The 23,410-nt window shown below is 71.7% G+C and carries 18 protein-coding genes; 10 read left to right on the top strand and 8 right to left on the bottom strand.

Translation table 11 applies throughout. From position 1 onward, the window contains the following. Positions 1–246 precede the first annotated feature (246 nt). From P8A20_RS12685 to P8A20_RS12660, 6 genes are all read left to right on the top strand, one after another. Positions 247–999 (top strand): GntR family transcriptional regulator, encoded by a 753-nt coding sequence (locus P8A20_RS12685; RefSeq protein ID WP_147959321.1) that lies wholly within the window; start codon positions 247–249, stop codon positions 997–999. 202 nt (positions 1,000–1,201) lie between these two features. Then, on the top strand, positions 1,202–2,923 hold the full coding sequence (locus tag P8A20_RS12680; RefSeq protein ID WP_306103525.1) for a purine-cytosine permease family protein: 1,722 nt from the start codon (positions 1,202–1,204) through the stop codon (positions 2,921–2,923). Positions 2,924–3,106: 183 nt separating this feature from the next. After that, positions 3,107–3,307, top strand: a complete 201-nt coding sequence (locus tag P8A20_RS12675) for an SPOR domain-containing protein (protein ID WP_147960427.1) — start codon at positions 3,107–3,109, stop codon at positions 3,305–3,307. A gap of 40 nt (positions 3,308–3,347) precedes the next feature. Further along, positions 3,348–3,752 (top strand): (deoxy)nucleoside triphosphate pyrophosphohydrolase, encoded by a 405-nt coding sequence (locus P8A20_RS12670; protein WP_147959323.1) that lies wholly within the window; start codon positions 3,348–3,350, stop codon positions 3,750–3,752. Positions 3,753–3,991: 239 nt separating this feature from the next. Further along, positions 3,992–4,429: an ATP-binding protein gene (locus P8A20_RS12665; RefSeq protein WP_147959324.1), complete on the top strand. Its 438-nt coding sequence runs from the start codon at positions 3,992–3,994 to the stop codon at positions 4,427–4,429. 193 nt (positions 4,430–4,622) lie between these two features. Beyond that, the gene (locus P8A20_RS12660) at positions 4,623–7,205 is read left to right on the top strand and encodes a SpoIIE family protein phosphatase (RefSeq protein ID WP_147960428.1); all 2,583 of its coding nucleotides are present in this window, start codon (positions 4,623–4,625) and stop codon (positions 7,203–7,205) included. Between the two features lie 32 nt (positions 7,206–7,237). On the opposite strand, the gene P8A20_RS12655 is transcribed toward P8A20_RS12660, so the two are convergent. The 8 genes from P8A20_RS12655 to P8A20_RS12615 form a co-directional block, all read right to left on the bottom strand. Next, the gene (locus P8A20_RS12655) at positions 7,238–7,951 is read right to left on the bottom strand and encodes a PspA/IM30 family protein (protein ID WP_147959325.1); all 714 of its coding nucleotides are present in this window, start codon (positions 7,949–7,951) and stop codon (positions 7,238–7,240) included. A gap of 63 nt (positions 7,952–8,014) precedes the next feature. Beyond that, a complete protein-coding gene (locus tag P8A20_RS12650; protein ID WP_147959326.1) occupies positions 8,015–10,117 on the bottom strand; it encodes a TPM domain-containing protein in 2,103 nt (700 codons plus the stop codon). Positions 10,118–10,220: 103 nt separating this feature from the next. After that, on the bottom strand, positions 10,221–11,687 hold the full coding sequence (locus tag P8A20_RS12645; protein WP_147959327.1) for a glucoamylase family protein: 1,467 nt from the start codon (positions 11,685–11,687) through the stop codon (positions 10,221–10,223). Positions 11,688–11,839: 152 nt separating this feature from the next. Further along, positions 11,840–13,042 carry a glycoside hydrolase family 1 protein gene (locus P8A20_RS12640; RefSeq protein WP_147959328.1) on the bottom strand — a complete coding sequence of 401 codons (1,203 nt, stop codon included), beginning with the start codon at positions 13,040–13,042 and terminating at the stop codon, positions 11,840–11,842. A 76-nt stretch (positions 13,043–13,118) separates the two neighbouring features. Continuing rightward, complete coding sequence (locus tag P8A20_RS12635) at positions 13,119–13,988, bottom strand: carbohydrate ABC transporter permease (protein WP_147959329.1); 870 nt, start codon at positions 13,986–13,988, stop codon at positions 13,119–13,121. Further along, positions 13,985–14,971, bottom strand: a complete 987-nt coding sequence (locus tag P8A20_RS12630; RefSeq protein WP_147959330.1) for a carbohydrate ABC transporter permease — start codon at positions 14,969–14,971, stop codon at positions 13,985–13,987. The genes P8A20_RS12635 and P8A20_RS12630 overlap by 4 nt, the downstream gene beginning before the upstream one ends. Before the next feature lie 2 nt (positions 14,972–14,973). Then, on the bottom strand, positions 14,974–16,221 hold the full coding sequence (locus tag P8A20_RS12625) for a sugar ABC transporter substrate-binding protein (protein ID WP_147959331.1): 1,248 nt from the start codon (positions 16,219–16,221) through the stop codon (positions 14,974–14,976). Positions 16,222–16,882: 661 nt separating this feature from the next. Continuing rightward, on the bottom strand, positions 16,883–17,938 hold the full coding sequence (locus tag P8A20_RS12615) for a LacI family DNA-binding transcriptional regulator (protein ID WP_147959332.1): 1,056 nt from the start codon (positions 17,936–17,938) through the stop codon (positions 16,883–16,885). A 222-nt stretch (positions 17,939–18,160) separates the two neighbouring features. On the opposite strand from P8A20_RS12615, the gene P8A20_RS12610 reads away from it, so the two are divergent. From P8A20_RS12610 to P8A20_RS12595, 4 genes are all read left to right on the top strand, one after another. Beyond that, entirely contained in the window at positions 18,161–18,637 is a 477-nt protein-coding gene (locus P8A20_RS12610; RefSeq protein WP_147959333.1) for a MarR family winged helix-turn-helix transcriptional regulator, read from the top strand. Beyond that, complete coding sequence (locus tag P8A20_RS12605; RefSeq protein WP_261988646.1) at positions 18,634–20,070, top strand: MFS transporter; 1,437 nt, start codon at positions 18,634–18,636, stop codon at positions 20,068–20,070. Before P8A20_RS12610 ends, P8A20_RS12605 begins: the two co-directional genes overlap by 4 nt. A gap of 64 nt (positions 20,071–20,134) precedes the next feature. Then, complete coding sequence (locus P8A20_RS12600) at positions 20,135–20,686, top strand: isochorismatase family protein (protein WP_147959334.1); 552 nt, start codon at positions 20,135–20,137, stop codon at positions 20,684–20,686. A gap of 193 nt (positions 20,687–20,879) precedes the next feature. Next, complete coding sequence (locus P8A20_RS12595) at positions 20,880–23,138, top strand: ABC transporter family substrate-binding protein (RefSeq protein WP_147959335.1); 2,259 nt, start codon at positions 20,880–20,882, stop codon at positions 23,136–23,138. Positions 23,139–23,410 lie beyond the last annotated feature (272 nt).

Below are 23,410 nucleotides of genomic sequence, written 5' to 3'. Positions count from 1 at the left end.
TCCGGACGCGGGTCCGGGCGGTGTTCCGGGTGCTGGAAGGGCGGTTGGAGCCGTGCTGTGCACAGGAAGGTATTGGTCTGGACCAAAAAGGGTCAAGAGTCGGGTGCATGACTGGCGCGTACCTGGGCCAGGTATGCCCTGGTGGGCAGGGAATCATCACTTCGAGTGAAACTCTGGCCTGTGCTTGCGGTTCTCAACCCACGGTTGCGACGCTGTTGCTGTCTGTCAACCTGTTGGGAGTGGCCCGTGCCTTTCGGTGAGCAGCCCGCCTATCTGCGCGTGGCGAGCGATCTCAGGGAGAAGATCGTCAACGGCGCGCTGCCGCCCCATACCCGCCTGCCGTCGCAGGCCCGTATCCGCGAGGAGTACGGGGTCTCGGACACCGTGGCGCTGGAGGCGCGCAAGGTGCTGATGGCCGAAGGGCTCGTCGAGGGGCGGTCGGGCTCGGGCACCTATGTGCGTGCGCGCCCGGTCCCGCGCCGGATCGCCCGCTCCGGCTACCGGCCGGGCTCCGGTGCCAGCCCGTTCCGTCAGGAGCAGACGGAGGAGGGGGTGCGGGGGACCTGGGAGTCCCGCAGTGAGCAGGAGGGGGCGAGTGCCGAGGTCGCCGAGCGGCTCGGGATCGAGCCCGGTGACCGGGTGATGCGCACCAGGTACGTCTTCCGGGAGGCGGGTGAGCCGATCATGCTCTCCACGTCCTGGGAGCCCCTGGCCGTCACGGGGCGCACCCCGGTCATGCTGCCGGAGGAGGGTCCGCTGGGAGGCTGCGGTGTCGTCGACCGCATGGCGGCGATCGACGTCGTCGTGGACAACGTGGCGGAGGAGGTCGGTGCGCGGCCGGGGCTGGCGGAGGAACTCCTGGCGCTCGGCGGCGTACCGGGGCATGTGGTGATGGTGATCGGGCGGACGTACTACGCGTCGGGGCTGGCGGTGGAGACGGCCGATGTCGTCGTCCCGGCCGACCGTTACCGGATTGCCTACCATCTGCCGGTCAAGTGAGGGCCGCAGCGGCCGTGGTGACAGGTGGGGCAGCCGAGGTGACCGCTGGGAGCGACAGCGTGTCCGCCTCCTGTGATGCGGAGTTAACCGTCGCGCTCCGCGCGTAACCGGCGGGCAACCGCCGACCGCCCAAGCTTGTCATGTCCAAGTCTTAGCTTCCCGTTCGTCACCGCACACCGGACCGACGAACGGGAAGTCACCGATGACGGACATCGCCACACCCGCGACGGGCGAAGCGCCGCAACAGGAGCCGCAGGAAGGCCCCGGGGCACCCCGGCGCAGCTATGCCAGGCTCGCGGCCGACGAGAGCCGCGAGGACTACTCCCTCCGCTACGCGCCGCACTCCTTCCGGCGCTGGTCGCCCTCCACGGTCGCGGGGACGGCGCTCGGAGGCATCGCGTACCTGGCCGACTTCGCGATCGGCGCGTCGATCGTCTTCACCTACGGATTCACCAGCGGGCTCGCCTCGATCCTGGCCGCCGCGACGATCATCTTCCTCACCGGCATCCCGATCGCCCGCGCGTGCGCGAAGTACGGCCTGGACATGGACCTGGTCACCCGGGGAGCGGGTTTCGGGTACTTCGGGTCGACGCTGACCTCGCTGATCTACGCGTCCTTCACCTTCATCTTCTTCGCGCTCGAAGGCTCGATCATGGCGCAGGCCATGCACCAGGCCGTCGGGCTCCCCGTCGAGGCCGGCTATCTGGTCACCACGCTGATCGTCATCCCGATCGTGTTCCGGGGCATGGGCGCGCTGGCCAAGGTGCAGGCCTGGACCCAGCCGGTCTGGATCATCGGCATGGTGCTCCCCTTCGTCGTGCTCGCCGTCGAATCCCCCGGGTCCTGGGGCGCGTTCGGCTCCTTCACCGGCACGGAGGGGGCCGCGCCGGGCTTCTCCTGGATCGCCTTCGGTCTGGGGACGGGCGTCGCGCTCTCGCTCATCGCCCAGATCGGTGAGCAGGCCGACTACCTGCGATTCATGCCGGCCAGGACCGAGGCCAACAAGCGGCGGTGGAATCTCGCCGTTCTCGCGGCGGGGCCGGGCTGGGTCGTCATCGGGGCCGCGAAGCAGATAGGGGGCGCGTTCCTGGCCTTCGTCGCGCTGGAGGCGGTCGGCAGGACGCACGCGCTGGAGCCGATCGCGCCCCAGATCGAGGCGCTGAAGCCCTGGCTGGGGACCTTCGCGCTCCCGGCCGCGGCGCTCTTCGTCATCGTCTCCCAGGTCAAGATCAACGTGACCAACGCCTACAGCGGCTCGCTGTCCTGGTCGAACTTCTTCTCCCGGATCACCCACAAGCACCCTGGCCGGGTCTGGTACATCTTCCTCAACCTCGCCATCGCGCTGACGCTGATGGAGATGAACATGTTCGCGGCCCTGAACAAGCTGCTGGGCTTCTACTCCAACGTGGGCATCGCCTGGATCGCGGCCGTCGCCGCCGATCTGGTCATCAACAAGCGGATCGGGCTGAGCCCCCGTTACATCGAGTTCAAGCGCGCCTATCTGCACGCCGTCAACCCGGCGGGCTTCGGGGCCATGGTGATCGCGTCGACCGTCTCGATCCTCGCCTTCTTCGGGCTCTTCGGCAGGTACGCCGAGGCCTTCTCCACCTTCATCGCGGCCGGACTCTCGCTGGTCCTCTGTCCGTTGATCGCCTGGCTGACCAAGGGGAAGTACTACCTGGCGCGACCGAACCCGGTGAACGGCCCGGGCGTCGAGATCGCCGACATCACCGCCACGCACACCTGCTCGGTGTGCGAGACCTCCTACGAGCTGCCGGACATCGCGGACTGCCCGGTCCAGGCGGGGCCGATCTGCTCCCTGTGCTGCTCGCTGGACGCGGAGTGCGGAGACGTCTGCCGCAAGGAACCCGCCGCAGGGCCCGTGCCGTTGCCGATGCCCGTCGTGAGGGCGCCGGCCGGCTGACCGCACCGGACCACCGAGGGGGCGCATTCGGGAGAGTGCGCCCCCTTTGGTTTGGCCGGATGCGTGTCTCTTTGTGTAAACACGCATCCGCTGAGTGAAGGTCAGGCGTACGCTCGGGCATATGCGTACTGCGGTTTCCTGGGGATCCTTAGAAGCGTGCACACCACGGGGGAGAGGGGCGGGATGCTGGGGAGGGACGCCATGACGGACAGCGGTGCGGTTCTCCCCTGGCTGGTGATCAGGCAGGACGACAACGGCAACAGGTATCGCGTCGGGCGCTACGCGACGCAGGACGAGGCGCAGAAGATCGCGGACGGCCTGGACCGCAATGGACACAAGCAGCTCTACTGGGTGGAGCGGACGAGTCAGGGCGCGCGCCCCTAGGGGCCCGGAGGGGCGAGGGGCACCGGCTACGCTCCGGCCCATGAGTGATTCCGTGGTGGTGGCCGGGGCCGTCTGCGACGGCGGACGGCTCCTGGCCGCCCGCCGCAGTGCCCCGCCGGAGCTGGCCGGACGCTGGGAGCTGCCCGGCGGCAAGCAGGAGCCCGGGGAGAGCGGCGAGCAGGCGCTCGTACGCGAGCTGCGGGAGGAACTGGGCGTGGAGGCGGAGCCCCAGGAGCGCATCCCGGGGGAGTGGCCCCTGAAGCCCGGCCTCGTGCTGCGGGTGTGGACGGTCCGGCTGCTGGCCGGTGTGCCCAGCCCGCTGGAGGACCACGACGAACTGCGCTGGCTCACCCCCGACGAGACGGACACCGTCGACTGGCTGGACCAGGACCGTCCCGCCGTGGCCGAAGCCGTACGCCGCCTGCGGGAAGCCTCGCCGGCCTGAGTGCGACGGCACCCGGGCGGGATCCGTGCGCGTGCCACGGGTCGGGGGTCCACGAGCGGCAAGGGCCGCGGGCCGCCGCGGCGGCGGTGCGGGGCGCTGTTCTCCATGTACGGGTACGGAAGAACGGTGTGCACTCGTACGCCCCATAGCTTCACGCATGCGATAAGTTGCGACCTATATCGGGTATGTGCCGATTAGGCCCTCTGAACAGGGTGCGCCCCCGCTGTCGGCCCTGGGAAGTGATCGGCGTGACCGATACCGAAGGCGACTGCGCCGAGTGGAGCTTTCCGGCGGTGCCGGGCTCCGTGCGCAGCGCCAGGCACGCGGTCCGCGACGCACTGCACCTCTGGGGCTACGACGCGGCGGTGGGGGACGTGGCCGTACTGCTCGTCAGCGAGCTGGTGACCAATTCCCTGCGGTACGCCTCCGGCCCCATCGGTGTCCGGATCGTGCGGCCGCATCCCGACGGCGGCGGGCCCGGGAGCGGCGCCGACGACCATGGGCTGCTGATTGAAGTCTCCGATCCGGTTCCGGATCCGCCCACCGAACGTACTGCCGGGCCCGAGGACGAGGGCGGCCGTGGGATGCAGCTCGTGGCCTGTTCCGCGCGCCGCTGGGGTACCCGGCGCGGAAATGGTGGCAAGACCGTGTGGTTCGAGCTCGCTCTGCCTGGTTAGGAGTGGGGAGGGACGCACAGCGATCACCGGAGGTCGGGCAGAACCTGGCTGAAAGGGACTGAGACCGTGCTGTGATCGTGAACGCCGTGCCGGTGAGGCCCGTAGTGCTGAATACTGCGGGCAGGACCGGTCCGGTGTGTGAGCTGGAGGGGACGGTCGCGTGAGCGAGATACCTGGGACGGCGGGCGACGTCATGTGGCAGAGCAGCCCGCCCGGCTCGATCTATGACTACATCAGGGTCGCGTCGTTCTCGATCGGGCCCGACGGCCTGATCGAGCAGTGGAGCCGACGGGCCGCGGGTCTGTTCGGCATGTCCGTCGACGAGGTGGTGGGCAAGGACCCGGTCGAGGCCTTCATGCCCGCCGAGCTGCGCCCGGACGCCCACAGGCGCGTGGGCGAGATCCTGGACGGCAAGGAGTGGACGGGACTCGTCCCGTTCCGGATCCCCGGCGAGAACTCCGTCCGCGGGCTCGCCGAGATCTACGTCATGCCGAGCGAGACGGAGGCGGGTGAGCGCGCGGCGCTCTGCATCGTCGTCGACGTCAGAGCGCTACGGCGCATCGAGACGGACCTCGCCGCCTCGCAGGCGATTTTCGGTCAATCTCCGTTCGGTTTCGTCCTTTTCGGTACCGACTTCACCGTCGTGCGCGCCAACAAGCGGTTCGCCACCGTCTTCGGGGGAGAGGCCGACGACCACCGGGGCCGCACGGTGGAGGACTACCTGACCCGCCCGGAGGCCGAGCGGCTCGCCGGCACGCTCAGGCGCGTCCTGGAGACCGGCGACTCCGTCACCGACCTCCAGCTCGTCGGCACCCCGCCCGGCTCCATGGGCAGGCGCCACTGGTCCATGAACCTCTACCGGGTGCACAGCGGTTCCGGCCGCCCGGTCGGCATCGCCGGACTGGCCACCGACGTCACGCAACGGCACATCGCGGCCCGCGAGGCCGCCAGCGCCCGCCGCAACCTGGCCCTGCTCAACGAGGCCAGCGCGCGCATCGGCAACAGCCTCGACCTGGAGACCACCGCCCGGGAACTGCTCGACGTCGCCGTGCCCGGCTTCTGCGACCTCGCCTCGGTCGACCTGTACCAGGGACTGCTCACCGGCGAGGAGGCCTCGCCCGGCAGCTGGGGCAGGCGGCACCAGGAGTCCGGCACCGGATCGGCGGAACTGCGGCGGGTGGCCCACGCCAGCGCCGTGTCCGACGCGCTCCCGGGAGTCCTCCCCGGCGCCCGGACGGGCGGTGGCGTGGAGGCGGACGGGGGCACGGGGCCGCCCGAGCTGGGCTCGGTCCACCGTTACCCCTTCCACTCGCCCTGTGCCGTCGCCCTGCGCACCGGCCGCGTCGAGGACGTGCCCGCTGACGGACGCGGTTTCGTCCACTCCACCCTCGCCGTGCCGATGGTCGCGCACGACGTCGTCGTCGGCCTCGTGCAGTTCTCCCGTACCAAGGGCAGCGAGCCCTTCGGCGAGCGGGACCGGGCGCTGGCGACGGAGCTCGCGGCCCGCGCCGCCGTCTGTATCGACAACGCCCGCCTCTACCGCCGGGAGCACGAGCGCGCGCTGATACTCCAGCGCAGCCTGCTCCCGCCCGGCGACCCCGAGGCGGCGGGCCTGGACATCGCCTGCCGCTACCTTCCGGGTAACACGGCCACCGAGGTCGGCGGCGACTGGTTCGACGTCATCGAACTCCCCGGCCACCGCACGGCCCTCGTCGTCGGTGACGTGATGGGCCGCGGACTGCGCGCCGCCGTCGCCATGGGGGAACTGCGCACCGCCGTACGGACACTGGCCCTGCTGGACCTCGAGCCGGCCGAGGTGCTCTCCGCGCTGGACGAGGTCGCCCGCGGCCTCGGCACTCCCGGCGGCGGCGAGCGGAGCGACGGCTTCGGCGCGGGCGGCGGCGCCCAGTGGCCCTCGCGGGCCGCCCACAAGTCACGCGAGGCCGACCTCTCCGAGGTGTACCTGGCGACCTGTGTGTACGCGGTGTACGACCCGGTCACCCGCCGGTGCACCTTCGCCAACGCGGGTCATCTGCCCCCGGTGGTGGCCGAGCCGGGCGAGCCCGCGATGCTGCTCGACGTACCACCGGGCATGCCGCTCGGCGTCGGCGGCGAGCCCTTCGAGGAGGTCGAGGTGGAGCTCAAGGAGGGTTCGCTCCTCGCCCTCTACACGGACGGGCTCGTCGAGTCCCGGGACCATCCGCTCGACGAGGGCCTCGACGCCTTCCGGCAGGCCCTCGCCGAACCGTCGCAGCCGCTCGAGGACGTCTGCGACCACGTGCTGAGGACCCTCGACACCCGGCACGGCGAGGACGACATCGCCCTCCTGATGGCCCGCATCCAGGGGCTCGCCCCGAACGCGGTGGGCGACTGGCACCTCCCGCGTGAGCTCCGCTCCGTCTCCCGCGCCCGTGAACTGGCCCGCGTCCAGCTCACCGCCTGGGGCCTGGACGAGCTGGTGGACACCACCGAGCTGCTGGTCAGCGAACTCGTCACCAACGCCCTGCGCTACGGCGAGGGAGAGATCAGGCTCAGGCTGCTCCGCGACCGCACGCTGGTCTGCGAGGTGTGGGACGCGGGGCTCGTCCAGCCGAGGCGCAGGCGCGCGCGCGACACCGACGAGGGCGGGCGCGGGCTGCAACTGGTCGGGCTGCTCAGCGCGGCCTGGGGCTCGCGGCGCACCCCGCGCGGCAAGACCGTCTGGTTCGAGCTGGCGCTGCCCGACGGACAGCCCGCCGCGGAACTCTCCGTGGAGCAGCTGCTGAGCATGTACTGACGTCTCACGGAAGGGCACGGCCCGCCCACCGGTCACGAGGCGGACTTCAGGGCGGCGAGCCGGGCCTCGATCTCCGCACTGTCCCCGAGGCTGTCCAGCTGTTCGAACTGGGCGTCCAGGGACGACGCGGCGAGTTCCTGTGCCCCCACCGCCCTCGCCTCCTCGCGCCGCACCTTGTCCTCGAAGCGGCCGAGTTCGCTCGTCGGGTCCATGACGTCGATGCTCCTGACGGCGTCCGTCATGCGGTTCTGCGCCCGGGCGGAGGCGGCGCGCGCGACCAGTTCGTCGCGCTTGGACTTCAGCTGCGTCAGCTTGTTCCTCATCTGGTCGAGGCCGGACTTCAGCTTGTCCACCACCACCGTCTGCGAGGCGATCGTCGGCTCGGCGGTCTTCGCCTCCTGCTCTGACCGGAGCTGCCGTCCCAGCGCGACCTTGGCGAGGTTGTCGAACGTGTCGGCGTCCGCGCCCGACCCCGCGGCCCGCAGCTCGTCGGCCTTCCGGCTGGCGGCGAGTGCCTTCCGGCCCCATTCCCTGGCCGCGTCGACGTCCTCCCGGTGGTCCTCCTCCAGCAGCCGGAGGTTGCCGATGGTGGCGGCCACCGCCTGCTCGGCCTCCGCGATGTTGTTCGTGTAGTCGCGGATCAGCTGGTCCAGCATCTTCTGCGGGTCCTCCGCCTGGTCGATCAGGGCGTTGATGTTGGCCCGTGCCAGCTGGGTGACGCGGCCGAGAACGGTCTGCTTGGTCATGGCACCTCTCCTTGTACGAGATCTCGTCGTGGGAAAGCCCGTGTCGCCGAGCCCGGGTCGCTGTCAGAAGCGGCCGCCCCCACCGCGCCGACCGCGGGTCCCCCCGCCGCCGAAGCTGCCCGGACCGCCGCCGGAACCACCGAATCCGCCGCCGAAACCGCCTCCCCGTCCGCCGCCGAGCAGCCCGCCGAGGAGGATGCCGCCCAGCACGGCGCCGCCCGCCCCGCCCCCTCCGCGCGGACCGCCGAAGCCGTCCCGGTCGTGGTAGCCGCGTACGTCCTGCTCGGCCAGGCTCCGTGCCTGCGCGGCCAGCGTGTCCGCCTGCCGCGCCTCGGCCAGGGCGCCCCGCGGGTCGTCCGCCGCCGACAGCTCACCGGCCCGCTCCCACCTGCGCTGTGCCTCGGCGAGGCGGGTCCGCGCCTGGCTGCCGACCGCACCCCGGTGGGTGGTGACGTAGTCGGCCGCGGCGCCGATCGACGACCGGGCGGTGAGCATCGCCTGGTCCAGCAGCGAACGCGCCCGCAGGCCGCCCCGCTCCTGCTCGCGGGCTCCGGCCAGCGCCTCGTCCAGCGCCGCGTCGGCCTCCTCGACCCTGCGCAGCGCGTCGACGGGGTCGTACGGTCCGGCGCCGAGCTCGCCCCGCACCTCGCGGACCACCGCCTCGGCGCGGGCGACCCGGCCTCGCAGTTCCGCGGTCGGCACCCCCTCCGGGGTGCCGTCGAGCAGCCCTCCGGCGTCGGCCAGATCCGTCTCGGCCGCGGTGAGCGCGCCCGGCAGCCTCTCCGCGGCCTCGGCCAGCTCCCCGGCACGCCGGTCGACGCCGTCCACGAGGGTGGACACCTGCTTGATCGCTCCTTCGGCGGCACGGACGTACACCGCGGCCCGGGCGTCGTCCCCGCCGTCCACGGCCCCACGCGCCTCGCCGAGGGTGGTGGTGGCGAAGGCGAGGCGGTCCTTCGCCTGCTCGATGTCGTCGGCCGCCGGGGCCGCCGCCGACTCGGCGTACCTCTCCCGCATCGCACCGAGGGCCGTCTCCGAGGCGGAGACGCGTGCGGCCAGATCGCGGAACGCGGTCTCGGCCCCGGCCACGGCCTGCGGGGCGTTCTGTTCGAGGGCGCGCAGCCGGTCGAAGTCCTCGGACACGGCGTCCAGCCGCCCGTTGGCGGCGGCGCAGCGGCTGATGATCTCGTCGAGCATGCGGCGGCGCGTCGCGTCGTCCTCGGGGAAGGCGTCGTCCAGCTGCTGCCTCAGCCGGAAGGCCGCGGTCAGCTCCGACCTGGCGTGCCGGACGGCCTCGGCGAAGGGGGCGGCGGCCTCCTCACCGAACTGGGCCGTGGCGAAGCCGAGCTCCTCGTCGCTGGTGCGCACGGCGTCGTCCGTGTCGACCAGGTCCTCCTTCGCCCGCGCGTCGAGCTCCGGCAGCGGGACCTGCGGCGCGCCCGCCGTCCCGGCCCCGCCCCAGCCGCCGGCCGCGGGCGTCGTCCGGGTGCTCGTACGCCGTCTGCGCCGGCTGAAGGCGAAGGCGGCGACGGCCAGCGCGACGACGAGGACGGCCAGGGGCACGATCAGGTTCGCCGAGGCTCCGGAGCCGGAGGAGCCGCCCCCGGGATCCGCGGCGCCCGGGGTGATGGCGGGGGCTGTGACGGGGTCGCCGGCGAGCACCGCGGCGTACCCGTCGGCGGCGCCGATCGCGGCCCCCGCCCAGTCGTTCTGCCGGAGGGCCGGCTCGACCGCCGTGTTCGCCACGTCCCGGAGCTCGGCGTCGGTGAGACGCGACCCCTGGTCGGCGGAGTACGCGTACTGCCGGTCGTGGGTGGCCACGGCCAGCAGCACGTCGTCCTGGCCGAGGCCGTTGCGGTCCGCGGTCTCGTCGGCCCAGGACCGGGCGTCACGGCCGGAGAAGTCACGGACGTACGCCACGAACAGCTGCACCCGCTGGGTTTCGAACAAACGGTCGAGAGTGGCCTCGACCTGTGGTTCCCGGTCGCCGAGCGCTCCCACCTTGTCGGTGATCTGACCCTCGCGGGAGAGGAGGACGGGATCCGTGGCGCGTGCGTCCGGGGCGCCCGGCAGGACCGTCCAGAGCGTCGCCGTCAGGACGGCGACGAGGATCCTGCCGGCTATCGGAAGCCGGGACGTCCCGGGGCTGCTCGCAGGCGGCGTCACATCTGGGAGGCTATGTCCGCCCCCGGGCCCCCGCGACCCGGCGGGGGCCGCCCCGGCAGGCGGGGCCGCCCGGGTCCCCGGCCCGGGGGCGGCCCCGGGTGGCTCAGATGCTGAAGCGTTCCGCGGCGAGCAGCGGGCGCACCCGCGAACGGAATCCATCCGTCCGGAACGGTCGCTGCAGCAGACCGGGCCGCAGGGCCTGGGCCAGCGCCGCGGTGATCATGCCCTGGTCGAGCGCCAGCATGAAGTCGCTGACGCGCCCGGTGCCGACGTCGACGGAGTCCCGGAAGCCGAGGCCCTCGTGGTAGGCACCGAAGTCACGGTCCAGGGCGCGGAGGTTGGCCAGCGCCTCCGTGCGTGCGTAGGGCAGCGCGAGGAACGAGGCGTGCGGGGTGACCACCCCGTGGGTGAAGGCCGAGGGGTCCGGCAGCGGGGCGCCGTCCGTGGTGTAGGTGCGGTCGGTGTTGGACGCGTAGCCGTCGACCTGCATGCCCAGGGCGTCGACGCCGTACTCCTGGTAGCCCCCGTCGGGGATGTTCGCGGGGGAGAAGCCCCAGTAGCCGTACTCCGCCTCCCGCAGCCCGTGCTCGATCTGGCTGCGGACGTAGCGTTGGTGGTTGAGGCCCCAGGACCGCGGTGACCACTCCTGCTCGGGGACGAACAGCGGCACCATCAGCGCCTCGAACATCGAGCCGCCCCAGGTGGGGACGATCTTCCGCCCGCCATGGGTGTAGTGCCCCTGCCAGACCCGTACGCCGTCCGACACCGCGTACGCGCCCTGCGGGCGCTGCTCCTGCTCATGCTCGGGAAGCATCGTGCGCAGCAGGTGCCAGTAGTGCTCCGACGGCAGCGAACCGTCCGCGATGCCGAGGTAACTGGCCATGCGGGGCTCGGTGTTGAGTGCGCCGTAGTGATGGGCTGTGGGCTCCCCGGTGTCGGTCCAGAAACCGCCGCGCAGCTGTCCGGGGCCGGACACGGGGTCGGACGGGTCGTACGGCGTGTAGTAGTACGACCAGTCGGCGGTGGAGAGGATCCGCCCGATGCGTGGGCGGAGCGACGGCGCCGCGTCGGCCGCGATCCGCAGTCCGGTGACCAGCCAGGCGTTGTCCACCGAGGAGAGGAACGGGCGCACGGGATCCCCGGTGCCGGGCCACTCGCTCAGCACGGACCCGTCGTGCGCGTCGTACCAGTTGAGCCAGAAGCCGTGGTGGCGCTCCAGCTTCTCCACGGCGGAGACGGTCCGCTCCAGCGTGCGGAGCATCGTGGCCCCGCTCGTCACGCCGAGCCCCGCCGCGGCCACCGCGGACCAGAGGCCGCAGCCGATGTTGGTGGGCGAGGTCTGACGGGAGACGACGGGCGAGGAGCCGCTGACGTCGATCTTGTCGGCGGTGAGACCGAAGCCGGTCGTCATCGCCTCGATCGAGCGGTAGGTGTCACGGAACCAGGCCAGGAGCTGTGCCGCGTCGGCGGGGCCCGCGGGCGCCGCGACGGTCTGCGGAGCGGTGAGGGCGCCGAGGGACAGGGCGGCGGCCCCGGTCCCGGCAGCGGTGAGAAACGTGCGACGGTCCATCGGATACCTCTCGGGGAAGAGTCATCGACTGCCATGGCGAACGGGGCCCGGACGTGTCCGGGCGGGAGGGTGCGGGAGCCGTCGCCCGTCAGGTGGCGACGGCTCCCGCACCGGAGGGACCCGTCAGGTGGGTCCCGGTCCTGGGGCCGGACTCAGCCGGCGGTGCGGGGCAGCTCCTGGGAGCGGCCGAGGGAGCCCAGCCACTTCGCCGAGGGACGCGCGGTCCGCTCGAACGTCTCCCAGTTCACGCCGATCAGACCGAAGGTCGGGGCGAACGAGCCCCACTCGTAGTTGTCCAGGGCGCTCCACGCCAGGTAGCCCTGGACGTTCAGCCCGTCCTCGATCGCCGAGGCCACCTCGTTCAGCGCGCCCGCGTAGTAGTCGGCGCGGCGGGAGTCGTCGGAGGTGGCGATGCCGTTCTCCGTGACGATCAGCGGCATGTCGGCGCCGATGACCTCGGCGGTGTGGCGCAGGGCGTGCCCGACGGCCGCCGGGTAGTACTCCCACTGCGTCAGCGTGCGCTCGACGTCACCGGACGCGGGCACCGGGCCGTCGGGGCCGATCTCCGTACGGGTGTAGGACTGGACGCCGATCCAGTCGTCGCCGCGCGCGGCCTCGATGAAGACGTCCTCGCGCGGGTGGCGGTAGGCGGCGGTGACGTCCTCGGCGCCCGGACGCGCCTGGTAGACCTGGTTGGCGATCGTCCAGCCGACCTGGATCCCCGCGTCGAGCGCCCTGACCGCCGTCACCGCCGCGTGGTGCGCGGCGATGACGGCCTCGGTGGTCTCGTCGTCCGGGGTGGGCAGCCCGGCGGGCGGGAAGCCGATGTCACCGCGCTTCGCCTGGCCGGCCATCACGGCGATCATGTTCGGCTCGTTGATGGTGCAGACGTGGCCGACACCCTCGGAGATCACCGGGGCGCAGGCGGCGACGTACCGGGCGAACAGCTCGACGGCGCCGTCGGCCGTCCAGCCGCCGCGCGCCTCGAACCACTGCGGCACCGTGAAGTGGTGGAGGGTCACCATCGGGCGCAGGCCGCGGGCGATCGCGCCCTCGACCATGCGGCGGTAGTGGGCGAGCTCCGCACGGGAGAACTGTCCCTCGGCGGGCTCGATCCGCGCCCACTCGACCGAGAAGCGGTAGTCGGTGAAGCCGAGGGACGCCAGCAGGTCCATGTCCTCGGGCCAGCGGTGGTAGCTGTCGCAGGCGTCCAGGCTGGGCTCCTGGATGTGGGTGCCGGTGGAGTGCTCCTTGACCCACCAGTCGCTGTTGGTGTTGTTGCCCTCGATCTGGTGGGCGGCCGTGGAGGCCCCCCACAGGAAGCCTTCGGGGAACGGGACGGGGGCGTGCGTCATCGCGGAGTGTCTTTCTGTGCGTGAAGGGGCGCGGCCGCGAGGTGGGGTGCGGCCTCGTGTGCGTACGTGCGGCGGGCTACTTCATGCCCGCCGTGGCGATGCCCTGGGTGAAGTGCCGCTGCAGGGCGATGAAGAGGATCAGCACCGGGAGCACGACCAGGAACGCCCCGGCCATCAGCATGCCGTTGGAGCCGCCGGCCTTGTTGGGGTCGGTGGCGAACGTGGCCAGGGCGACCGGCAGCGTGTACTTGTCCGGATCGTTGGTCGCGATCAGCGGCCAGACGAAGTTGTTCCAGGAACCGAGGAACGTGAAGATCGAGAGCGTCGCGAGAGCGGGCTTGACCAGCGGCATGACGATCCGCCAGAAGATGTACCACTCACCGGCGCCGTCCATCCGGGCGGCCTCCAGCAGCTCGTCCGGGATCGACTGCATGAACTGCCGCATCAGGAACACGCCGAACGCCCCGGCCGCGAAGGGCAGCACCAGACCGGCGTACGAGTCGATCAGCTTCAGCTTGCTCATCAGCACGAACAGCGGCAGCAGCATCAGGTTCCCGGGCACCATCAGGGCACCGAGGACCACACCGAAGATCTTGTCGCGGCCTGTGAACCTCAGCTTGGCCAGGGCGTAGCCGAGCATCGAGCAGAACACCAGGTTCGAGACGGTGACCAGCACCGCCACGATCACGGAGTTCATGAAGTAGAGCGGCAGGTCCAGCTTGTCCAGCAGCTCCCGGAAGTTCGCCAGGGTCCACTCGGTGGGGATCCACACCGGGGGACTGGCCGAGAGCTCACTCGTCGTCTTGAACGACGAGAGCGCCATCCAGAGGAAGGGCGCCGACATGATCAGCAGGCCCAGGGAGAGCAGGACGTGGACCAGAGGACGCCTCAGGTTCCGGGGCGCGCCCGTGGGCGCCGTACGCGCGGGTGCTCGGCCGACGGTCATTTGGTGTTGTCCTTCAGCAGTCGGAGCTGCAGCACCGTGATGCCCATGATCACCACGAACAGGACGTACGCCATGGCGCTCGCGTAGCCCATGTGGAAGAAGTTGAAGCCCTCGCGGTACATGTTCAGCGACACGGTGAGCGTGGAGTCGGAGGGGCCGCCCTGCGTCATCACGAACGGTTCCTCGAAGACGTTGAGGTAGCCGATGGTCGTGATCACGGTGGCGTAGAGCAGCGTGGGCCGGAGCAGCGGCACCGTGATCCCCCGGAACTCCTGCCAGACGCCGGCCCCGTCGAGCCGTGCGGCCTCCCGGACCTCGGCCGGGATGGCCTGGAGACCCGCGATGAAGAGCACCATGACCGTGCCCACGTTGCGCCAGACCGCCATCGCGATCATCGACGGCATGGCCAGGGTCCCGGAGCCGAGGAAGTCCGGCGCGGTGAGGCCCACCTCGGAGAAGAGCCCCGCCACGAGTCCGTCACTCGGGTCCAGGACGAACCGCCACACCACGGCGACCGCCACGATCGTGGTGACCACCGGGGCGTAGAAGCCGACCCGGAAGAAGGTCCGCGCCCGGTCGATGCCGTTGTTCAGCAGCACGGCGACGACCAGGCCCAGGGCGATCGTCAGGGGGACGCCCACCACGACGAAGTACGCCGTGTTGAAGAGCGACTTGAGGAACTTCTCGTCGCCGAACAGCTCGGTGTAGTTCTCGAAGCCGATGAAGTTCGCTTCCCATGGCCGTGTGACGTTGCGCAGCCCGAAGTCCGTGAAGCTCATCAGCAGCGTGGCGAGGATGGGGAACGCCATGAAGACGGTGAACAGGACGAGGAAGGGGGTGGAGAACAGCCAGCCCGCCGCGTTCTGCACACCCATCGAGCGCTTTCCGCGCGGGCGTCCCTGCCGCCCGGCCCCGGGCGCGGGTGCCCCGGGGCCGTCCTTCACCTTGGCCGGCTCCGCGGCCGCTGAGGTCGTGGTGCCCATGACTACTGCTTCACGATGCCTTCGATCTCGGACTGCGCGGTCTTCAGCGCGTCCTCGGCGGAAGCCTTGCCCTGCGTCACCTTCGCGATGGCCTGGTCGACCTTGTCGGTGATCTCCGTCAGCTGTGCAGTGGAGGGCGAGGACTTGGCGGTGTCCATCTGCTTCCTGAAGACCTGGAGGTTCGCGTCGTCGGCGAGCTTGCCGGAGTCCCACGCCGCGGTGTTCGCGGGGAGGTCCTTGGTGCGCTCGTACCAGTCGGCCTGGCCCTCGGTGTCCGTGAGGTACTTGATGAACGCGGTCGCCGCCGCCTTGTGCTCGCTGTCCTTGGAGACGACCAGGGAGGAGCCGCCCGCCATCGAGACCGAGGACGTGCCGGCCGGGACGGGGGCCACGGCCCACTTGCCCTTGATCTGCGGCTGGCCCTCGTTCAGCAGGGTCACGTGCCACGGGCCGCCGAAGAACATGGGGACCCGGCCGTTGCCGAAGTCCTTCACGACGTCGTAGCCGGGCTGCACCGACTTGTTGGAGAGGCCCTTGTCGAAGTAGGCGCCGTACTCCTTGAGCGCGGTGACGGCCTCGGGGCTGTCGATGACCGCCTCGCCCTTGTCGTCGAGGATCGCGCCGCCGGCGGAGTAGAGGAAGGGGTAGAAGTTCTGCACCGTGTCCAGACCGCTGGGCTGGATGGACAGGCCCCACTTGGTGCCGGCCTTCTCCTGGTACGCGGCCGCGAGGGACCGCATCTCCTGCCAGTCGGCGGGCGCCTTGTCGACGCCTGCCTTCTTCGCGAGGTCGGTGCGGTAGTAGAGGACCCGGGTGTCGACGTACCACGGGACGCCGTACGCGGTGCCGTCCACCTCGCCCTGGCTCCAGCCCGCGGGGAAGAAGTCGCCCTTGTCGAACGTCTTCGTGTCGACCGGCTCCAGGACACCGAGCTCGGCGAACTCGCCCATGTAACTGCCGCCCATCTGGGCCACGTCCGGCATGGTGCCGGCCGCGGCGGCGGAGACGAGCTTCTGGTGGGCGACGTCCCAGCCGACCGGGGTGACCTTGACGGTGACGTTGGGGTTGGCCTTCTCGTACACCTCGGCCACCTCCGCGAGCTTCTCGCCCTCGGCGCCCATGGCCCAGACGGTCAGCGTCTGCTTCGCATCCGCGGCGACGTCGTCACCGCCCGAGCCTCCGCAGGCGGAGACGCCGAGGGCGAGTGCCACGGTGAGGGCGGCGGAGGCGGTTCTGGCGGTGCGGGACATGGAGGGCTCCTCCTCGAGCAATCCGAATGTATGCGCTGCCTGTAAGCGCATACATCACTCTGCGGCAGTCGTTCGGGAATCCGCAAGAGGGTGCTGGGTCACACTCGTGCAACGTGCTCGACACCTGGAGGTCCGACGGTGGCACCGTAAGCACACTGTTTGCGCATTTGAAGTGGATGTGACCGATTCCGCTTTGTTCGACGGAACGCTCGGCGTGCGGGCGCTGCCGACCCGGCGTGAGTCGGGCGCGACGGGAGACCTGCCGTCCTGCTGATGGCCCCGTTCCCGCGCGGCTTTCCCTTCACCCCGGGCCACGGCCTGACCCTCGACTGCCTGCTGCGCGTGCCGGCGCCCGACGCGCCCGCGGACTTCGAGGCGTGCCGGAAGGAGCGCCACGGCGAGGCCCGGGCGGTCGTCACCGCTCCCGTGGCCGGGCCGGTCGGGGAGGAGCGTGACGGGGTCCGGCTGCGGGGCCCCACCTTCACCTCCGTCGGAGGCGTACGCCTCCGACGGCTGGCTCGCCCTGCCCGTCGACGACCCGGCGGAGCGCGGCTTCGTCGTCGGGCACGGGTACGGCGGCCGCCAGGAGGCCGGGCCCGACGTCCGCTCGCTCCGTGCCCGGTCGGGACCGCTCGCTCCGTGCCCGGTCCCTACCGCCCGGTCAGCCGCAGCCGCAGCTCGCCCGGCGGGCCAGGGAGACGGGCAGCTCCAGGGACACCGGCTCCCGGCTCGGGTCCGCCAGGCGTTGCACCAGCAACTCCACCGCCTGCTCGCCCAGATGCCTGATCGGCTGCCGCACGGTCGTCAGCGACGGGCGCACGATCCGGCTCAGCGGGATCCCGTCGAAGCCGGTCACGGCGATGTCCTCCGGTACCCGCACCTCGCGCCGCTCCAGCGCGCGCAGCGCTCCCACCGCCATCTGGTCGTTGGCGAAGACCATCGCGTCCGGGCGCTCCCCGCCCCGGTCGAGCAGGGTCTCGGCGGCCCGCGCTCCCTCGGCCCGCGTCATCATCCCGGTCCGCAGGTCCGGTGCGTCCGGTACCGGGAGCCCGGCGTCGCCGCACGCCTCCCGGAAGCCGCGGAACCGCGCCTCGGCGTCGGGGGAGTCCGGGTCGCCCCCGACGAAGGCGAGCCGGCGGAGCCCGTGGTCCTCGATCAGATGCCGGGTCAGCTCGCGTTCCCCGGCGGCGTTCGCGACGACGAGGTGGTCGAGGTGGTCGATCTCGCGCGGCCCGGCGAGCATCACGACCGGCAGCCGGCGGGAGATCACCTCGAGATCCTCGGTCGGCACGGTCTGCGCCAGCACGGCGAATCCGTCCACCCGCCCCGCGACCTTCGCCACGAGGCTCTCCGGCCCGCCCTGCAACGAGGCGGCGATCAGCAGGGCGTAGCCGTGGCGGCGGGCCGCCCGCTCCATGCCGCGGATGATCTGGTCGGAGTACAGCATCGCGGCGTCGTCGGCCCCGCTGTCGGTCTCCGCGTCGGCCTCGGCGTCCGGGTCGGCGTAGTCGGGGAAGCAGAGACCCAGTACCCCGGTGGTGCGGCTGGCCAGCCCCCGGGCGTTGCCGCTCGGCACGTAGCCGAGCTCACGGGCCGCCTCCAGCACCCGCTCGCGGGTCCGGTCGCGCACCGAGTCCGGGTTGCGGTAGACCCGGGAGACCGTGGCGATCGAGACGCCCGACCGCTCGGCGACGTCGTACACCGTGGGGGCGCTCACTCGACCGACCGTCCGCTTCTTCTTCGTACGAGGCGCCCGCTGCCACGGGTGCCCGGCCCTCTTCTGAAAGCGCATTCACCCTAGATCGCGTGCCCGGTGGCGGGCAACAGCGGCCCCGGTCCGCGCGCCGCCCGGGCGGTTCCGTCCCGGCTCAGCCGCTCTTTGCCGAACAATAGACAGGTTGCCTTGCAAGATGCCCTGTCCATCTTTAGCGTGGGAAGCATGCCCGACACCGCAGAGAATCCCGGGAACGCCCCGTCACAGGGCCCTGCCGATCCGACCGCCGAGCACGTGGCGACGGACCTCTCGGCCGTGGTCGGCCGGCTGCTCAGGCGCCTCCGGAGCTCTTCGGCGGACAGTCTGCTGACCCCTTCCCAGCGCTCCGTGCTCGCCAGGCTGGAGGACGGCGGTCCGGCCACCACGGCCGCGCTGGCCCGGGCCGAACTCGTCCGGCCCCAGTCGATGCGGCTGACGCTCGGGGCGCTGGAGGGACACGGATTCGTCACCCGCGCCCCCGATCCGGCGGACGGCCGCAAGTCGGTCGTGTCGGTCACCGAGCAGGGGAGCACCGTCCTCGCCGGGGTGCGGGCCGCCAAGCGGAGCTGGCTGGCCGACGCGATCACCGCCGAACTGGACGGCGCCGAGCGCCGCACGCTCGCCGAGGCCGTCGAGCTCATCGGCCGGCTGGTCGACAAGTGATCCGTCACGGGGCGGACCCGACGTCCGGGGCGACGGAGGCCCAATCGCCGCCCGTCACGGCCGGGGACCCCGCCCCGGCCGCCGGATTCGGCGCGCGGCTCACCGCACCGCTCCTGATGGGATCCCTGCTCAACCCGCTCAACACCACGATGATCTCCACCGCCCTGGTGGCCATCGGGCACTCCTTCGGCATCGGGGCGGCCGACACCGCCTGGCTGATCTCGGTCCTCTACCTGGCCAGCGCCGTGGCCCAGCCCGTCCTCGGCAAGCTCGCCGACACCCTCGGCCCGCGCCGCGTCTTCCTGGCCGGCCTCGTCGTCGTCATCGCGTCCGGGCTGGTCGGAGCACTCGCTCCCGGCTTCGGCACGCTGATCGTCTCCCGGCTGCTGCTCGGCATCGGTACGTCGGCGGCCTATCCGGCGGCCATGGCCGTCCTGCGCGACGAGTCGCGGCGCCTCGGCCGTCCCACCCCGCGCCCCGTGCTGGCCAGGCTCAGCTTTGCCGCGCTGGGCAGCGCCGCCGTCGGCCCCGCGCTCGGAGGGCTCCTCGTGTCGGTCGTCGGCTGGCGTGGCATCTTCGCCGTCAACGTGCCCATCGCGCTGCTCGCCCTCGGCGCCGCGCTGCTCTGGGTCCCGGCCGACCCGCCGCGCGGGGCCGCGGCCGGCGGGAACGTGCCGAAGCTCTCCCTGGACCCGCTGGGCACAGGCCTGTTCACCGCCGCGCTGACGGTGCTGGTCTTCTTCCTGCTCGACCTCGCGGACCCGCGCTGGTGGCTGCTCGCCCCCTTCGGCGTGCTGACGGCAGCCCTGGTCCGGTGGCAGCTGCGCACCCCGCAGCCGTTCATCGACATCCGGATGCTCGCGAATAACGGCCCCCTGCTGCGCACCTACGCACGCCACGGGCTCGGCTACCTGCTCATCTACTGCGTGATGTACGGCTTCACGCAGTGGCTGGAGGAGGCACGGGGCTTCTCCCCGGGGCACACGGGGCTGCTGATGCTGCCGATGTCCGTCACCGCGCTCGTCTGCTCGCTGCTCGGGGCCCGGACGAAGGGCCTGCGCGGCCCGCTCACCCTGGCCGCCCTCCTGCTCACCGTTGGCGCGGGAATCCTGGCCTTCCTCTCCGGCGACACCCCGCTCGCCGTGCTGCTCCTCGCCGGAGCGTGCTTCGGCGCCCCCCAGGGGCTGATCGGCACGAGCAACCAGGCCGCGGTCCAGGCCCACGCACCGCCCGAGAGCATCGGCGCCGCCGCGGGGCTCCAGCGGACCGCCCAGTACATCGGGGCCATCACCGCGTCCAGCCTGATCGCTCTCGCCTACGCCGACGGGACGAGCGACGCGGGGCTGCACCTCATGGCGGCGGTCTCCGTCGTCCTGGCGGTCCTGCTCACCGTCCTGACCCTCACCGACCGGGCACTGCGCGCCCGCACCTGACCCCCGGAGGCGTGCGCGCACGCCCCCGGATCACCCCCACCTCAGCACAACCAGGAGTACGCACATGACCGCCACCGTCCTTGACCCCCGCACCGCACTCGTCGTCGTCGACCTGCAGAAGGGCATCGTTGCCCTCCCGACGGCCCACCCGGCCGAGGACGTCGTCGCGAACTCGGCGGCCCTGGCCGACGCCTTCCGCGCCAAGGGCCTCCCGGTCCTCCTGGTTCGCGTGACGGGCGGCGCACCCGGCCGTACCGAGGGCGCCGCCCGGTCCGGCGAGCCCGCCGCGGACTGGGCGGAGATCGTGCCCGAGCTCGGCCCGCGCGACGGCGACGTCGTCGTCACCAAGCAGCAGTGGGGCGCCTTCCACGGCACGGCGCTCGACCTCGAACTGCGCCGCCGCGGCATCACCCAGGTCGTGCTCACCGGCATCGCCACCAGCATCGGCGTCGAGTCCACCGCCCGTGCCGCCCACGAGCACGGCTACCACGTCACCATCGCCACCGACGCGGTCACCGACATGGACGCCGGAGCCCACCGCAACAGCCTGGAGAAGATCTTCCCGAGGCTCGCCGAGACCGACACCTCCGCGGCGATCGCCGCGCTCCTCGGCTGACCGCCGCCGGGCCGGTACCGGGGCCGCTCGGGTGACGTCCGCGGCCCCACCGGCCGCGTCTGCCTCCCCTCGCGCGTACACGTGCGTTCAGTGGATCAGCGAATCAGTCTGATCAACTGCAAATGCCACCAGTACGCATCATCCGGTCCATTCCGGTACGGGGTGGGCCGGGCCGGCCCCGGAGGTATCAGCCATGTCCCACGTCGGCGTCCCACGCGCGGCGGCCCGAAAGCGCCGCTCGGTCGCGCTCCTGGCGACAGGCGTGCTCACGATCCCGGTGCTGGCGGGCTGCACCTCGGACAGCGAGGGCCCCACCTCGGTGGCCGCCCCCCAGGACATCGCCCCGGCCTCCCGGGACCGGGTGACCGACGGATCGACCCTGAACTGGGCGATCGACTCGGTCCCCGCCACCCTCAACGCCTTCCAGGCCGACGCCGACAGCGCGACCACGCGGATCACCGGCGCCCTGCTGCCCTCGCTGTTCCCCATGGACGCCAAGGGCGAGCCCCGGCTCAACCCCGACTACCTGGAGTCGGCGAAGGTCATCGAGCAGGAACCCAAGCAGGTCGTCCTCTACAAGCTCAACCAGCAGGCGGTGTGGAGCGACGGCCGGGAGATCGGCGCCCCCGACTTCGTCGCCCAGTGGCGCGCGCTGAGCGGCAAGGACTCCGCCTTCTGGACGGCCCGCAACGCCGGTTACGAGCGGATCGAGAAGATCGAACGCGGCAAGGACGACCTCCAGGTCCGGGTCACCTTCTCGAAGCCGTACGCCGACTGGCGCTCGCTGTTCTCGCCGCTGTACCCGAAGGAGGTGACCGGGTCCCCCGGCACCTTCAACGACGGCGCCCGGACGACCCTGAAGAACACCGCGGGGCCGTTCCGCCTCCGCAGTGTGAACAAGCCCGAGGGGACGGTGGTACTCGACCGGAACCCGCGCTGGTGGGGCGACGAGGCCAAGCTCGAGTCCCTGGTCTTCCGCGCCGTCGAACCCGGCAAGCGCACCGAAGCGCTGACCGAGGGCACGGTGGACGTCGCCGACATCGACACGGCGACCGCGAACAGCATCGCCATGGCGGCCCGCTACCGGGGCGGGAACGGTCAGCCGCCCGCCCACGGCCCGGGAGCCGGCATCACCCCGGCCGCGGCCCTGCGCTCCTGGGCGCTGGCCCACGGCTCGGACGAGGACGCCGCCGAGACGGCGCAGGCCGCCCGCGAGGAGACCCGGGAGGCCGTCGAGGTGTACGCCGCCGAGCAGAAGTCGCTGCGCGGTTTCGCCGTACGCAAGTCGCTGGAGCCCTCCTACACGCAGCTCGCCCTGAACGGCGAGTCCGGCCCCCTCTCCGACGACCGGGTCCGCCGCGCCATCGCCCGGACCCTGGACCGGCAGGAGCTCGCCGACGCGGTCCTGAAACCGCTCGGCCTGCCCGCGAAGCCCCCCGGCAGCCACCTGGCCCTCGCCGGGCAGCCCGGGTACAAGGACGGCAGCGGCGCCCTCGGCGAGCGGGACACCAAGGAGGCGCAGGCCCTGCTGGCCGACGCGGGATGGACCCCGGGCGGAGCTGTGCGCAGCACCGAGGACACCAAGGCGGGCAGCGAGGCCGAGAAGAAGGACGAGGAGAAGAAGGACGAGGAGAAGAAGGACGAGGAGAAGAAGCCGGCCGGGGAGAAGAGCGAGAAGGCGGCGGACGAGAAGGCCGAGGACGCGGAGAAGGACGACAAGGCCTCGCGCGAGGAGGGGGCGTACACCGTCGGCGACGACAAGCCGGGCAGCCGTTCCTCCGGCGGCTCCGAGGTCACCGCCCAGGACAAGCAGCCCGGCGGCGCCGCGGGCGCCTACGCCCCCGCGGGAACCGCGGCACCGGCCCCCGCCGCGGTCAAGGACCGCCTCGGCAAGGGCGGCAAGCCGCTGAGCCTCCGCTTCGTCCTGCCCTCGGGTCCGGGGTCGCAGTCGCTGCGTACCGTCGGGGAGAGGATCGTCGCGATGCTGGACTCGATCGGCATCAGCACGCAGGTCACCAAGGTCGCCGACGACAGCTACTTCAAGGACCACATCGCCTCCGGCGACTACGACCTGGCGCTGTACTCCTGGCCCGCCACCGCCTACCCGGCGACCGACGGGCGGCCGATCTTCGCCAAGCCGGAGCCCGCCACCGACGGCTCGCTGCTCGTCGCGCAGAACTACACGCGGGTCGGCTCGGACCACATCGACCAGCTCTTCGACCGGGCGGTCGCCGAACTCGACGCCAACGCGTCCAGGGACCTGCTGAAGCAGGCGGACGCACGGATCTGGGCCGCCGCGGGATCGATTCCGCTGTATCAGAGGCCACAGCTGGTCGCCGTCGACAAGAAGCTGGCGAACATCGGTGCCTTCGGCTTCGCGGCACCCCGCTACGAGGACATCGGATTCACCGGCCGCCAAGCGGCAGGTTCCCCCGCGAACGGTAAGAAGTAGCAGGTCAAAGCCACATTCCAAGCTCAGAAGCAGCTCAATTCCCTTGCCCGCCGGAGCCCCCGGCGGGCAAGGTGGTGTCCGCCCCGACCCGGGCTGCTCGTCTCCTCGCACCCCTTGCCGTCCGGCCGCCCACCGCCTGGACGATGGCGTAATACCAGCTGAATATCGGCTGAATTGTGGCTGTGGTCCCGCCCCGGGGATCGGCCCGGGAAGCCCCGGACCCGTCGGGCCCGTACCATTGGACTAGCCGTGGCGTGCCGCCCGGCGGGCGT

Origin of the sequence: Streptomyces sp. Alt3, assembly GCF_030719215.1 — a bacterium.
GTDB lineage: Bacteria > Actinomycetota > Actinomycetes > Streptomycetales > Streptomycetaceae > Streptomyces > Streptomyces glycanivorans.
The sequence above is the reverse complement of the archived record's forward strand: the minus strand, read 5'-3'. Positions and strand labels throughout refer to the sequence as shown.

Bases quoted from the DNA above. Each gene is read 5' to 3' on its own strand.
- P8A20_RS12645 (WP_147959327.1), bottom strand. From the start codon at position 11,687: ATGGACCGTCGCACGTTTCTCACCGCTGCCGGGACCGGGGCCGCCGCC.
- P8A20_RS12635 (WP_147959329.1), bottom strand. From the start codon at position 13,988: ATGACCGTCGGCCGAGCACCCGCGCGTACGGCGCCCACGGGCGCGCCC.
- P8A20_RS12595 (WP_147959335.1), top strand. From the start codon at position 20,880: ATGTCCCACGTCGGCGTCCCACGCGCGGCGGCCCGAAAGCGCCGCTCG.
- P8A20_RS12600 (WP_147959334.1), top strand. From the start codon at position 20,135: ATGACCGCCACCGTCCTTGACCCCCGCACCGCACTCGTCGTCGTCGAC.
- P8A20_RS12660 (WP_147960428.1), top strand. From the start codon at position 4,623: ATGTGGCAGAGCAGCCCGCCCGGCTCGATCTATGACTACATCAGGGTC.
- P8A20_RS12680 (WP_306103525.1), top strand. From the start codon at position 1,202: ATGACGGACATCGCCACACCCGCGACGGGCGAAGCGCCGCAACAGGAG.
- P8A20_RS12675 (WP_147960427.1), top strand. From the start codon at position 3,107: ATGCTGGGGAGGGACGCCATGACGGACAGCGGTGCGGTTCTCCCCTGG.
- P8A20_RS12640 (WP_147959328.1), bottom strand. From the start codon at position 13,042: ATGACGCACGCCCCCGTCCCGTTCCCCGAAGGCTTCCTGTGGGGGGCC.
- P8A20_RS12625 (WP_147959331.1), bottom strand. From the start codon at position 16,221: ATGTCCCGCACCGCCAGAACCGCCTCCGCCGCCCTCACCGTGGCACTC.
- P8A20_RS12655 (WP_147959325.1), bottom strand. From the start codon at position 7,951: ATGACCAAGCAGACCGTTCTCGGCCGCGTCACCCAGCTGGCACGGGCC.
- P8A20_RS12610 (WP_147959333.1), top strand. From the start codon at position 18,161: ATGCCCGACACCGCAGAGAATCCCGGGAACGCCCCGTCACAGGGCCCT.
- P8A20_RS12670 (WP_147959323.1), top strand. From the start codon at position 3,348: ATGAGTGATTCCGTGGTGGTGGCCGGGGCCGTCTGCGACGGCGGACGG.
- P8A20_RS12630 (WP_147959330.1), bottom strand. From the start codon at position 14,971: ATGGGCACCACGACCTCAGCGGCCGCGGAGCCGGCCAAGGTGAAGGAC.